This window comes from Vibrio sp. JCM 18905 (assembly GCF_055393305.1).
In genome coordinates, this window is record NZ_AP043879.1 from 1,049,398 (window position 1) to 1,062,288 (window position 12,891).

The 12,891-nt window shown below is 43.1% G+C and carries 11 protein-coding genes and 1 riboswitch; of the genes, 6 read left to right on the plus strand and 5 right to left on the minus strand.

Annotation, left to right across the window (positions count from 1 at the left end):
- Positions 1-4: 4 nt before the first annotated feature.
- Positions 5-481, plus strand: coding sequence for an outer membrane lipoprotein (locus ACZ5ZC_RS13095; RefSeq protein ID WP_054867737.1), 477 nt, complete (start codon positions 5-7; stop codon positions 479-481).
- A 289-nt stretch (positions 482-770) separates the two neighbouring features.
- Positions 771-2,051: a 3-phosphoshikimate 1-carboxyvinyltransferase gene (gene aroA, locus ACZ5ZC_RS13100; protein WP_464931970.1), complete on the plus strand. Its 1,281-nt coding sequence runs from the start codon at positions 771-773 to the stop codon at positions 2,049-2,051.
- Between the two features lie 65 nt (positions 2,052-2,116).
- On the opposite strand, the gene ACZ5ZC_RS13105 is transcribed toward aroA, so the two are convergent.
- Entirely contained in the window at positions 2,117-2,365 is a 249-nt protein-coding gene (locus ACZ5ZC_RS13105; RefSeq protein ID WP_005387884.1) for a YciN family protein, read from the minus strand.
- A 438-nt stretch (positions 2,366-2,803) separates the two neighbouring features.
- Here ACZ5ZC_RS13105 and topA point away from each other — a divergent pair, with 438 nt between their 5' ends.
- The 4 genes from topA to ACZ5ZC_RS13125 all read left to right on the plus strand — a co-directional run bounded on the left by topA (position 2,804) and on the right by ACZ5ZC_RS13125 (position 9,623).
- Complete coding sequence (topA, locus tag ACZ5ZC_RS13110; protein ID WP_047008550.1) at positions 2,804-5,434, plus strand: type I DNA topoisomerase; 2,631 nt, start codon at positions 2,804-2,806, stop codon at positions 5,432-5,434.
- A gap of 610 nt (positions 5,435-6,044) precedes the next feature.
- On the plus strand, positions 6,045-7,262 hold the full coding sequence (glgC, locus tag ACZ5ZC_RS13115) for a glucose-1-phosphate adenylyltransferase (RefSeq protein WP_005390714.1): 1,218 nt from the start codon (positions 6,045-6,047) through the stop codon (positions 7,260-7,262).
- On the plus strand, positions 7,252-8,709 hold the full coding sequence (gene glgA / locus ACZ5ZC_RS13120) for a glycogen synthase GlgA (RefSeq protein ID WP_054867738.1): 1,458 nt from the start codon (positions 7,252-7,254) through the stop codon (positions 8,707-8,709). The genes glgC and glgA overlap by 11 nt, the downstream gene beginning before the upstream one ends.
- Before the next feature lie 110 nt (positions 8,710-8,819).
- Positions 8,820-9,623 (plus strand): alpha/beta fold hydrolase, encoded by an 804-nt coding sequence (locus ACZ5ZC_RS13125; protein WP_006742124.1) that lies wholly within the window; start codon positions 8,820-8,822, stop codon positions 9,621-9,623.
- A gap of 37 nt (positions 9,624-9,660) precedes the next feature.
- On the opposite strand, the gene ACZ5ZC_RS13130 is transcribed toward ACZ5ZC_RS13125, so the two are convergent.
- The 4 genes from ACZ5ZC_RS13130 to purR all read right to left on the minus strand — a co-directional run bounded on the left by ACZ5ZC_RS13130 (position 9,661) and on the right by purR (position 12,890).
- A complete protein-coding gene (locus ACZ5ZC_RS13130) occupies positions 9,661-9,981 on the minus strand; it encodes a hypothetical protein (protein WP_005390719.1) in 321 nt (106 codons plus the stop codon).
- 20 nt (positions 9,982-10,001) lie between these two features.
- Positions 10,002-10,688: a TVP38/TMEM64 family protein gene (locus tag ACZ5ZC_RS13135; protein WP_046874737.1), complete on the minus strand. Its 687-nt coding sequence runs from the start codon at positions 10,686-10,688 to the stop codon at positions 10,002-10,004.
- Positions 10,689-10,803: 115 nt separating this feature from the next.
- Positions 10,804-11,394 carry a TfoX/Sxy family DNA transformation protein gene (locus tag ACZ5ZC_RS13140; RefSeq protein ID WP_005390721.1) on the minus strand — a complete coding sequence of 197 codons (591 nt, stop codon included), beginning with the start codon at positions 11,392-11,394 and terminating at the stop codon, positions 10,804-10,806.
- Between the two features lie 116 nt (positions 11,395-11,510).
- A riboswitch (cyclic di-GMP riboswitch) is annotated at positions 11,511-11,600 on the minus strand.
- Between the two features lie 285 nt (positions 11,601-11,885).
- The gene (gene purR, locus ACZ5ZC_RS13145) at positions 11,886-12,890 is read right to left on the minus strand and encodes an HTH-type transcriptional repressor PurR (RefSeq protein ID WP_053807169.1); all 1,005 of its coding nucleotides are present in this window, start codon (positions 12,888-12,890) and stop codon (positions 11,886-11,888) included.
- Between the last annotated feature and the right edge of the window lies 1 nt (position 12,891).

Here is a 12,891-nt window from a genome sequence, read left to right on the forward strand (position 1 = left end):
TATGATGACCTGGTCAAGAAATATTGTGAAAGTATGGCTTTGGATCATACTGTTTTTCCCACTTGCCGCCAACGCAGCATATGAAAGAAATGTTGCCAAGCCGGTAAATGAAGTGGTGTATGGGAAGATTGACTCTGTCCGTTATATTACTCAGCAAGAGGTCGTTCAATCGAAAAATAATGGTTGGAAAACGCTACTTGGTGCCACAATAGGCGGTTTAGTCGGCAATCAATTTGGTGGTGGTACTGGACGAGAAGTTGCGACGGCAGTGGGTGCACTTGCAGGTGCAGCGGTTGCACAAAATCAAAGTAATTACCAATACACGGTTGAATATAAGTTAGTTGAGCTACTCATTAAAGTGAAGGGCGACAAGCTGATTAATGTTATCCAAGATGTTGATAAAAATATGCTATTTAGTCGAGGGGATGAAGTTCGTATCTTATATTTTGATGATGGAGTCAGGGTTGATATCACTTATTAACCCTAGGTTATTTTAACATAAGGTAGCCTAACCAGGCATGCACAGTAGGGCTGGCTTATCGTCAAATAAAGTCGAAATAGCTTGCTGTTTCGTCGTGCTTCTTTCGCTCTTATTTACATCGCTGGTAATGCCTTTAATTCTGTATCTTTAGACTGCTTGAGGATATTCATTAATTAGCGCCGATTTACTCTGGTTTTGTCGTGTTTTTTTGGGTAGTCTGAATTCACGAAGAATTGTTTAGCCCTCATAAAAATCGTATGTTGAGGGCACAAAGGATTATCAACTTTTAATGGAAAGCCTAACGTTACAACCTATCAATAAAATTCAAGGGGAAGTGAACCTTCCTGGCTCTAAAAGCGTTTCTAATCGAGCTCTTTTACTTGCTGCTCTTGCTCAAGGCAGAACTCGCCTTACTAATCTCCTCGACAGTGATGATATCCGTCATATGCTGAATGCGCTGACTAAACTCGGCGTTCAATACCAACTTTCCGAAGATAAAACAGAATGTCTCGTTGAAGGCCTTGGGCGTCCGTTTTCTGTCTCAGAACCGGTAGAGTTATTTCTCGGTAATGCTGGCACTGCGATGCGACCATTAGCTGCGGCTCTTTGTCTTGGAGAAGGGGAGTATGTACTGACGGGCGAACCTCGTATGAAAGAGCGTCCAATTGGTCACCTTGTCACGGCACTGAAAGATGCTGGTGCGAACGTTGAGTACATGGAAAACGAGAACTTTCCGCCTCTCAAAATAGTCGGTACTGGCCTAAAAGCAGGTACAGTTTCTATCGATGGATCTATTTCGAGTCAGTTCTTGACCGCTTTCTTAATGTCTGCGCCATTGGCTGAAGGTGAAATTCGCATCAACATCGAAGGCGAGTTGGTTTCTAAGCCTTATATCGATATCACCTTGCATATCATGAAGCAGTTTGGGGTCGATGTGATCAACAACGACTATCAAGAGTTTGTGATTCCTGCCGGTCAGCAATACATCGCTCCAGGTGATTTCTTGGTTGAAGGTGACGCGTCTTCTGCTTCTTACTTCTTGGCGGCGGCAGCCATCAAAGGCGGAGAAGTTAAAGTCACGGGTATCGGTAAAAACAGCATTCAAGGTGATATTCAATTTGCTGATGCGCTTGAAAAAATGGGTGCAGAAATTGAGTGGGGTGATGACTACGTAATTTCACGTGTTGGTCAGTTGAAAGGCATCGATATGGATTACAACCATATCCCTGATGCTGCAATGACCATCGCGACAACAGCGTTATTTGCCGAAGGCACTACCGCTATTCGTAACGTTTATAACTGGCGTGTAAAAGAAACAGACCGTTTGTCAGCTATGGCGACGGAATTACGTAAAGTTGGTGCGGAAGTGGAAGAAGGGGAAGACTACATCATTGTCAAACCTGTCTCTCAGTTAAAGCATGCTGCGATTGATACTTACGATGATCATCGAATGGCGATGTGTTTTTCGCTGGTGGCACTTAGTGATACGCCTGTGACGATTAACGATCCAAAGTGTACGTCGAAAACGTTCCCTGACTACTTCGACAAACTTAAGGCTTTAAGCTGCTAAATATTCTGACCTGAAACAAAAATAGCCAGAGTAAATAACACTTTGGCTATTTTTGTTTTCCGCTACTATTTAACCAGCGTAAATTCCTTGGAAAGGTGATGCGCTAAGTATTTGAACATATTGAATACTGCAGTCGTATTTGAAGTTGGTAAACCTTTGTCATCAAGGAAGTATTCACCTTTAAAAACTAAAACACCTTCTTTTTCTTCTACGCTTGTTGCTCGCATCCCTTCGATGTAATCATCGTGCTCTTGGATGATTTGGTTAGCGATCAAAAGAAGGTCGAACTCTTCGATAAACGTTCTATCAGACATACTTTTTCTACCATTCATTTCAGTTGAGAACGCTGAGTATACCTACAACTAAAATGGGTTTGCATGATTAATTCAGTCAATCGTTCACTTAGCCTAAACAGATCAATTTTTAGAGTGTAAGTATGATTAGTTGGAGGAGTATGACAGAGCCACTGAACGAAACTATTTTGTGATGCGTAACAAAATTTATTGCATTGGATTAGCGGATGCTAAGTTTGCCTGTTTAGATATGCCGCTCAATACCTTTCAGAACCCTGTCTCTTTGAAGTATAAAGACGATGAATTGTCAACCAATCGGATCTGAATTTCAAAAAAGCAGTTGATCTTCTTTTCATCTCGCACAATAGTAAAAAAAGAAGCAATGAAATAGAACATTATGCGGGTGGCCTTTAAACAAGGTTTCTACCCGCATTATTATGAAGGACGTTAGAGTCAGTTATGGGTAAATCACTCGTTATAGTGGAGTCACCAGCCAAGGCAAAGACGATAAATAAGTACCTTGGTAAAGACTTTATTGTTAAGTCTAGTGTTGGTCATGTGCGTGATCTGCCTACGGCCGGTCAAAGCACTGGTGAGAAAAAAGCCGCAGCCATCTCAACAAAAGGGATGAGTCCGGAAGAGAAAGCGCGCGTTAAAAAAGAGAAAGACCGCAAAGCGTTGATCAAAAAAATGGGGATTAACCCATATCATGACTGGGAAGCGAATTACCAAATCCTTCCAGGCAAAGAAAAAGTTGTCAACGAACTACAAAAACTCGCCAAAGACGCAGATTGCGTTTATCTCGCAACCGACTTGGACCGCGAAGGGGAAGCAATCGCATGGCACCTTCGTGAGATCATCGGTGGCGATGAAGAGCGATACAAACGTGTAGTTTTTAACGAAATTACGAAAAACGCGATCCAACAAGCTTTCCAAACACCTGGAGAGCTGAACATGGATGGTGTTAATGCCCAACAAGCGCGTCGCTTCATGGACCGTGTCGTTGGTTTTATGGTTTCACCTTTACTTTGGAAGAAAGTGGCTCGTGGTTTATCTGCTGGTCGCGTGCAGTCTGTTGCGGTGAAACTATTAGTTGAGCGTGAGCGTGAGATTAACGCGTTTGTACCAGAAGAATTCTGGGATATTCATGCGAATACGAAAACGAAAGACAAAGCGGACTTTAAACTACTTGTTGCTCAGAAAGATGGTTCTGCGTTTAAGCCAGTTAATGAGGCAGAAACCAAAGCAGCGATGTCTGTGCTTGAGAATGCAAGTTACGAAGTATGTAAGCGTGAAGATCGCCCGACGAAGAGCAAGCCTTCAGCACCTTACATCACCTCTACGCTTCAACAGGCAGCGAGTACACGTCTGGGCTACGGTGTGAAAAAGACCATGATGCTAGCTCAGCGCCTCTATGAGGCCGGTTACATCACTTATATGCGTACGGACTCGACTAACCTAAGTGCCGAGGCTGTGGACGCTGTACGTGACTTTATTGGTTCTGAGTTTGGTGATAAGTATTTACCAGCGAAACCGCTGACGTATGGCAGTAAAGAAGGGGCACAGGAAGCGCACGAAGCGATCCGTCCTTCAAATGTGGGTGTTAAAGCGGAAGACCTGCAAGGTGTCGATGCTGATGCGCACAAACTTTACGCTTTGATTTGGAATCAGTTTGTCGCGTGTCAAATGACGCCAGCAGAATACGATTCAACAACCATCAGTGTAAAAGCGGCAGAATACACGCTTAAAGCGAAAGGCCGTATCCTTAAATTTGACGGTTGGACTCGTGTGCAGCGTCCAATGGGCAAAAACGAGGATACAATCCTTCCTGCGGTACAACTTGGCGATAAGCTAAGCTTGGAGTCACTTGACCCTAAACAGCACTTTACAAAGCCACCTGCGCGCTACACTGAAGCAGCACTGGTTAAAGAGCTGGAAAAACGAGGCATTGGCCGTCCTTCGACTTATGCATCGATCATTTCTACGATTCAAGATCGTGGTTACGTAAAAGTTGATCAGCGTCGTTTCTACGCCGAAAAAATGGGCGAAATTGTTACCGACCGCCTTGATGACAGCTTTAACGATTTAATGAACTACGACTTCACTGCCCGCATGGAACAGAAACTGGACCAAATCGCGGAAGGTGAAGTGAACTGGAAAGCAGTGCTAGATAACTTCTTTGCTGATTTCACTGGCGATCTTGAAAAAGCGGAATTGGATGAGTCAGAAGGCGGTATGAAGCTAAACCATATCGTCATGACGGATATCGAATGTCCGACGTGTGGGCGCCCAATGGGTATCCGCACCGCTTCGACAGGTGTGTTCTTAGGCTGTTCAGGTTACGCGTTACCACCTAAAGAGCGTTGTAAGACAACCATCAACTTGGGTGATGAAGAAGGCATTATTAACGTTTTAGAAGAAGACGTTGAAACGGCCGCGCTTCGTGCTAAAAAGCGTTGTCCGATCTGTGAAACGGCGATGGATGCATACCTGATTGATGACAAGCGTAAGATGCATGTTTGTGGTAATAACCCGAACTGTGAAGGCTACCTTGTTGAATACGGTGAGTTCAAAGTCAAAGGCTATGATGGTCCAGTTGTTGAATGTGACAAATGTGGCTCTGATATGGTGCTTAAAAACGGTCGCTTTGGTAAATACATGGACTGTACGAGTGAAACGTGTAAGAACACTCGTAAGATTCTGAAGAATGGCGAAGTCGCGCCACCGAAAGAAGATCCTGTTCATTTTCCCGAGTTGCCATGTGAAAACTCAGATGCGTATTTCGTACTTCGTGATGGTGCTTCAGGTCTATTTATGGCGGCAAGCAACTTCCCGAAATCGCGCGAGACACGTGCTCCTTTGGTTGCTGAACTAGCACGTTTTGAAGAGCGTTTACCTGAGAAGTTCAAATACCTAGCGACCGCACCGCAAGAAGATCCTGATGGTCGTCCTGCAGTCGTACGCTTTAGTCGCAAAACAAAAGAGAACTACGTTCGTTCGGAAGAGAACGGCAAACCATCTGGTTGGACAGCGCTCTTTGTTGAAGGTAAGTGGGAAGTCACAGATAAGCGTAAAAAAGCGAAAGCATAAAAATGCACCATTAAGGTAATGTAAAAAGGCAGCGATATCGCTGCCTTTTTTGCGTAGGGGCCGACAGTTTTCTCCTGCGCATTCTTCCTCTAATCGACCTTTCCTCACTTTAACAAGCACCATTGTCGCTAGAAAACACCAGAGTCACGATTTATTGGTAGCGAACGTATTTTTTATGTAAAAAACATTCGTCGTAACTTTCATTTTGCGTTCATATATTTGTTATATATTAAGCTCAAAAAGTCGGTGGTGTAGTGAATCCGTTCGTAAATTGTTTTCATAATGTAATCGTTTGCTTTTGCATGTGTGATCTAGATATCGTCTTGAGTAAGCAAGAACTGTATGGAACACAGAATGGCGTATTAAAAATTGTAATTTAGAACCTGCTTAGATAATTTATTACAAAAATTAGTGCAACTGTGTGCATTTTGCGTCGAAAAATAAGAAAAGAGTGGACGTTGCATACTGGAAGTGCCGTAGCTTTTTTATCGTGTTGTAAGAGTTCAAAGAAACTCCTGATACGGTTACTAAATGTATTCGCTTGACTCCCCGAGTATGACTCATTCAAGCGAGTACCAAATCCAAGCTATAACGATATGGAGAACAACAAATGGCTGGTGTTTTGGGAATGATTCTTGCTGGCGGTGAAGGCTCTCGTTTGAGACCTTTAACAGAATCTCGTAGTAAACCTTCGGTACCGTTTGGTGGTAGCTATCGATTGATCGATTTTGCTCTAAACAATTTTGTAAATGCGGATTTAATGCGCATTTACGTCCTCACCCAATTTAAATCTCAATCTTTGTTCCATCATTTAAAAAAGGGCTGGAACATTAATGGCATCACTGACCGCTTTATCGATCCTATTCCTGCTCAAATGCGCACTGGTAAGCGTTGGTACGAAGGAACGGCAGACGCGATCTATCAAAATCTCCGTTTTATGGAATTAGAGGAACCAGAGCAAGTTTGTATTTTTGGCTCTGACCATATCTATAAGATGGATATCAAACAAATGCTGAACTTCCATTCAGAAAAGCAGGCTTCTCTGACGGTATCTGCATTGCGTATGCCACTAAAAGAGGCGTCGCAATTTGGGGTTATCGAAGTGGACAGTGAAGGTCGCATGATAGGCTTTGAAGAGAAACCAGCAAACCCGAAGTCAATTCCTGGCGATCCTGATTACGCTTTAGTTTCAATGGGTAACTACGTTTTTGAGGCTCAGGTGTTATTCTCTGAGTTGGTTGAAGATGCGGATAATGAAGCTTCATCACATGATTTTGGGAAGGATATTATTCCTAAGATGTTCCCTCGAGGTGACGTGTTCGTGTATGACTTCAGTACTAACAAAATCAGCGGTGAAAGAGAAGAGGTGTACTGGCGTGACGTGGGAACCATTGATGCGTACTGGGAAGCGCACATGGATCTGCTAGAAAAAGACGCACCGTTTTCACTATATAACCGTAAATGGCCGCTGCATACTTATTATCCTCCATTGCCGCCAGCGACATTTACAGACTCTGATAATGGCCGTGTTCAGATCATCGACAGTTTGGTATGTAATGGCAGTTACGTCAGAGGCTCAAGAATAGAAAAGTCGGTGCTTGGGTTCCGCAGTAATATTGCATCTGCTTGCGATATCAGCGAATGTATCCTTCTTGGTGACGTGAAAATTGGCGAAGGCTGTGTTTTACGTCGTGTGATTGTCGATAAGGATGCCGATATTGCTCCTGGTACTCAGATTGGTGTGAATCTTCAAGAAGATAAAAAACACTTCCACGTGTCTGAGGAGGGCATTGTTGTTATTCCGAAAGGAGCTCGAGTTGGCTACTAACAACTTATCTATTCTGTTTGTAGCTTCTGAGGTTGAAGGTCTCATTAAAAGTGGTGGCTTGGCAGACGTTGCCAAGGCACTACCGGAAGCCCTTCAAAACCTACAGCAAGACGTAAGAATTACCATCCCTGCGTACAGCAGTATTGATAAACTCGCTGACGCAGAAGTTGTATTAGAAACAGAACTAACATCATGGCCGCATACGGACTATCGAGTTCTGCGGCTCATGCTAGGTCAAAATCCTGTTTATCTGATTGATTGTCAGCCGTATTTCAATCGACCATCGATGTATGCGGAGAACAACCAAGCGTATACCGATAACGGTGAGCGCTTTGCGTTTTTTAGTGCGGCATGTTTAGACATGTTGCCGAAGCTTGCTTTTCAGCCAGATATCATACACGCGAACGATTGGCACACTGGTCTTGTTCCATTTTTGCTCAAGCACAGGTATGGCAATGATCCGTTTTTTGCTCATATTAAAAGCGTCATTTCAATTCACAATGCGGTCTTTAAAGGCGTATTTAGTTATGAAGACGTGCAGTGCTTGCCAGAGTTTCATTGTCGAAACGTTCCCGATGCTGCGGTGAGTGCAACGCATATTACTATGCTCAAAGCTGGTGTAATGAATGCCGATAAGATAAACGCGGTCAGCCCTACGTACGCAGAGGAACTCAAAACAGAGCTTGGCAGTCATGGAATGGCTTGGGAGTTTCAGCAACGCGCGCAGGACTTAGTTGGTATTTTGAACGGTTGTGATTACAGTGCTTGGAACCCGGAAACGGATACTTACTTGCCAGTTAATTACTGCGCTGACCAACAAAGTATGACGCAAGGCAAGAAAGCGTGTAAACAAGCATTACAACTGCGGCTAAATTTGCCTGAAAAAGATGTAGCCATGTTCGGTATGGTTTGTCGGTTGACCCAGCAAAAAGGTGTGCATTACTTGTTGCCTGCTTTGGCCGATTTTTTGAAGCACGATGTTCAACTAGTTGTCGTTGGGACCGGAGACCCTGTACTAGCCGCTCAGCTAGAAGAAGTTGCTGCACAGTTTTCTAGTAAATTTGTCTTCGTAGAAGCTTATGATAATGAACTTGCGCATATCGTTGAAGCGGGTTCTGATTTCTTTCTGATGCCTTCTGAGTTTGAGCCGTGTGGTTTGAATCAAATCTATAGTATGGCTTACGGTACATTGCCGATAGTACGTGGTGTCGGTGGTCTAAAAGACAGCGTCAACGATTATGATGTGAACCCTTCTGAAGCGACGGGGTTTGTTTTTTTCGAACCGACACCGCAGGCATTGTTGTTAACGATGCTAAGGGCATTGTTGCTCTATGCTCAAAACGAACCTGAAGTGAATAAAGTACAGTTGCACGCGATGCAACAAGATTTTTGTTGGCAAAAGGCCGCAGAAGCTTATTTGCAACTTTACAATTCGGCGTTAAATTGACTTAAAATTGTAACGAAAGGCACCGAATGAGGTGCCTTTATTATCTTGAGTAAGGGGAGTGTGGTAGGATGGCTTTTTACTCAATAGCACGACCTTTTTGATACTTGAATATGACCCAGCCGCTACTTTTTCATAAAACCTATTTGCACCCTACTAGTCATGAGTGGGTTGTATTTGTGCATGGTGCTGGCGGTAGCTCTTCTATCTGGTTCAAGCAAATCAAAGCTTACAAGCAACATTTTAACTTATTGCTGATCGATTTAAGAGGTCATGGAAAGTCAAATCAGTTACTTAAAGAGCTCATTGCCAGCCGTTATACCTTTACGGAAGTTACCCAAGATATTTTGAAAGTATTGGACCATTTAAAGATCCAATCCGCTCATTTTGTCGGTATGTCACTTGGTACCATTATTGTTCGAAACCTTGCTGAATTATCAGCAGAGCGCGTGCGTTCAATGGTACTCGGTGGTGCTGTCACAAGGCTCAATACTCGTTCTCAAATATTGGTTAAATTAGGTAATTTTTGTAAGCACATTCTGCCGTACATGTGGCTCTACAAACTTTTTGCGTACATTGTTATGCCACAGAGAAGCCAGCGAGAGTCTCGCCATCTTTTTATTCGTGAGGCCAAGAAGCTTTGCCAAAAAGAATTTAAACGTTGGTTTATTCTTGCTGCTGATGTAAATCCTTTAATGAAGTATTTTAAAGATCGAGAGTTACCCATTCCCACACTCTATTTAATGGGCGACAGAGATTACATGTTTATTAAGCCTGTTAAAGAAATGGTTGCGGCGCATAAGCTTAGTGTTTTACGAGAGATCCCCAACTGTGGTCATGTCTGTAATGTTGAGCGGCCTGAAGATTTCAATCAACATTCCATCGAATTTATTAAGCAGCAAACGGTTTCTGCTTAGCGCTGAATAAATCGATTGAGTAGGAGTAGGGGAGTTATTAAGGCTCCCCTATTTGATGTCCACATTGCCAACAAGCACCAAACTGCCCCTCGTTTACCTCATGGCACTTCGGGCACTGCCAATCTTGATACTCATTTCCATCGGATTGTTTGCGGTAGGCTTGTACTATTCCTTCTGCTTTTACTTGTTGTTTGGCGTCAAAAAGCCAGACATAAGGATCGGTATCATCACTAAACGGCAGCTCTCCTTTTAAACCGAAAATACCTTCTCCGCGGACTTCACAGTAGACTTGCTCGGTTTTCAATAATTCGCACACGATATGCGCTTCTGCTGGGTTTTTAGCAATGAATATTTTCATTAAACACGTCCACTTACTAATTATGAGTTTTGCTGACTCGGTGTTGGCCTTACTTTATTCATAACCCATTTAGTGATGATTGGAAACAGCCCCAGTAACGCAAAAGAGGCCAATACCGCAGGTGAAATAATGCCTGACAGGCTTTCAATTGTTGCTAACTGAGTACCGGCGTTTAAGTAAACTGCAGTGCCTGGCAACATACCTACTTGGCTAGTAAGGTAAAATCGACCTACAGACATTGGCGTTAAGCCCATCAACAAGTTGATAAGAAAGAAAGGGAATACCGGAATGAGACGCAAGGAAAATAGATAAAATGCACCGTCCTTTTCGACACCTTGGTTAATTGCGATTAACTTATTGCCAAACTTGTTTTGTACCCAGTCACGCAGCAAATATCGGCTGCTTAAAAATGCTAGCGTTGCACCCATAGTACTGGCGAAAGAAACCAGTAATAAGCTCGTCCAAAAACCAAATAGAGCCGCACCAAGTAATGTAACCACTGCAGCCCCAGGAATAGAAAAAGCGGTAATTGCAATGTAGGCAAAAAAGTAAATAGCTGCCGAAAAAACAAAGTTCTGATCGATGTATGTGGTCAGCGCTTCTTGTTGGGCTTTTGCATTTTCCAACGTTAAATACTGACTAAAGTTAACGCCTAAAAAGATAATGATCGCGACCAGGATTAGGCCTAATATCAGTTTCTTATTCATATTTATGATTCCAATTTGGGATATATGTAATAAGACAGAAGGAAAGTCGAAAAAATTTCACAAAAAAACCGCAGATTAGACTGCGGTTTTACAAGATAGTTTTTAAGGCCGACTTTTATTGGAGGCCATTCATCAACTCATCTCGGCGAGCTTGAGGTACAACGCTCCAATGAGTACCGTTAATAGCACCTTCTAGTGCCCATAACAGTTCAATGTTGACGGTTGCAGAGTGCGTATCTCTTATCGCTTTATAAGCGTTAAGTGCACCTTCCTCTTCCAGTTTTTCTACTGACTCAATGCCTGCTTTTTTTAGCATGCGTTCAGTAGCCAGTCGTAAGTTAGGCAAATCTTTTAAGCGATTAGGCTTTGTAGTTGCTTGCTGTTCTTTTTCAAGCTTTGCCTTTTTCAACGATTGGTTAGCTACTTCGATTAAGCGTTCGCTAGACTCCCATAAATCGTTGGAAATTGCGTAGTACTTAGTAACGACTGGGAAGCCACGTTTCTTATAAACGTAAGGCTTTAGCCCTTGTTTCTCGAAGTCAGATGAAGTTTGTTGGTCTGCTCTTATATGAAGCTGATTATTTACAACTAGTGCAAACATTGTTTCATCAGCGAATAGTCCGAAGCCACCAAACATTGAGCGCGACTTGATATTACCAAGTGCCTCAAATAGCTTCATAGAGTCTTTGAGTATCGGTTTATCCATGTTTTGTTATCTCGGTGTAATTAATATTACGCCACCAAAAGTCAGGTCCGAGAGAGTAGCAAACATGCGCAAAAGCAATGTCATTACAGGGTAAAGTCATCGCTTGCACACTTGCCATCGGTAACCCCGCTACCTTCCATATAGTATTATGGTTCAGGCCGGAGGCTTTGCGTCCCACCCTTTCGAATGGTTTGCCCTGTGCGTGACAGAATGAGCATACTTCGTATATTGAATTAACATCACGTTTTACCCGTAAAAGTGTGATTCTGGTTCAATAAAAAGTGTCGACAAGCGCATATTTGTGCATATTTGAGAATAAGGCGGGATGATCTCGAGGTTGTGAGGGTGTGTGATTTACCTACATATAAAACAGAGACTTAGAGATTCGAGATTTTTTGTCTAACAAACCTAAGTCAGGGAAAAGTTATTTAGAGATGAAAAATAAGCGCCCTTTTAGAGCGCTTATTTGACATCGTTATATTTGGCGAATTTTAGTTCATTTTCTTCACGGTGTTTCGAATTACAAGCTCAGGTTGCATTTCGAAAATTCGCTTTTCGTGTTCTTTATCTTTGATTCGCTCAAGTAGGATCTCGAACGCATTTTTACCCACACGACGTTTAGGTTGGTGGATAGTGGTTAACGGTGGAGAGAAGTATTCCGCAAGCTCGATGTTGTCGTAGCCGATCACTGAAATATCATCAGGAACTTTGATACCGTTTTGTTGTAGTCGGCTCATTAGGCCCAGAGCCATTGTGTCGTTAAAACAGAATACCGCTGTCGGACGTTTGTCCATTGCTGTAATTTTATCTGCGACTAATACGGCCGTATCACATTCAAAGTTACCTTCAAGGATCCAGTCTTCATTTACAGCTAGGTTTGCTTCGCTCATCGCGCGACGGAAACCTGCAATGCGTTCTTGGCAAGCAAGTTTTTCAAAATGACCGCTTAGACAAGCAATATCAGTATGGCCATTGTCGATCAGATGTTTGGTTGCGATGTAGCCACCTTCTTCTGAGTTATCCATGATCTTGTCCGCTTGTGAGCTTTCTGGACCCCAATCCATGACCACTTTAGGAATGTCGGCATGACGGTCAAGCATCTCTTTAAGCTCTTCGGTTAAGTCAGAACACATCACTAGGATGCCATCAACACGTTTTTCAGCCAGCATACGGATGTAATCGCGTTGTTTTTCGTAAATCCCACCCGTATTACACAGAATCAGAGTGTAGCCTTGGCGGTAACAGTAGCTCTCAACCCCGTCAATCACTTCTGAGAAGAATAGGTTGGTTGACTGCGTTACTAACATGCCAATCGTACGAGTTGAGTTGCACTTTAGGCTGCGTGCAACCGCACTTGGCGCGTAATTCAACTCGTCCACGGCTTTCATTACTTTTTCTTGCGTTGCTTCTGCAACGAAACGCGTTTTATTGATAACGTGCGAAACTGTCGTAGTGGAAACGCCGGCTAAGCGAGCAACGTCTTTTATAGTGGCCATA

Bases quoted from the DNA above. Each gene is read 5' to 3' on its own strand.
- topA (WP_047008550.1), top strand. From the start codon at position 2,804: ATGGGTAAATCACTCGTTATAGTGGAGTCACCAGCCAAGGCAAAGACG.
- purR (WP_053807169.1), bottom strand. From the start codon at position 12,890: ATGGCCACTATAAAAGACGTTGCTCGCTTAGCCGGCGTTTCCACTACG.
- ACZ5ZC_RS13130 (WP_005390719.1), bottom strand. From the start codon at position 9,981: ATGAAAATATTCATTGCTAAAAACCCAGCAGAAGCGCATATCGTGTGC.
- ACZ5ZC_RS13140 (WP_005390721.1), bottom strand. From the start codon at position 11,394: ATGGATAAACCGATACTCAAAGACTCTATGAAGCTATTTGAGGCACTT.
- glgC (WP_005390714.1), top strand. From the start codon at position 6,045: ATGGCTGGTGTTTTGGGAATGATTCTTGCTGGCGGTGAAGGCTCTCGT.
- ACZ5ZC_RS13135 (WP_046874737.1), bottom strand. From the start codon at position 10,688: ATGAATAAGAAACTGATATTAGGCCTAATCCTGGTCGCGATCATTATC.
- aroA (WP_464931970.1), top strand. From the start codon at position 771: ATGGAAAGCCTAACGTTACAACCTATCAATAAAATTCAAGGGGAAGTG.
- ACZ5ZC_RS13105 (WP_005387884.1), bottom strand. From the start codon at position 2,365: ATGTCTGATAGAACGTTTATCGAAGAGTTCGACCTTCTTTTGATCGCT.
- ACZ5ZC_RS13095 (WP_054867737.1), top strand. From the start codon at position 5: ATGACCTGGTCAAGAAATATTGTGAAAGTATGGCTTTGGATCATACTG.
- ACZ5ZC_RS13125 (WP_006742124.1), top strand. From the start codon at position 8,820: ATGACCCAGCCGCTACTTTTTCATAAAACCTATTTGCACCCTACTAGT.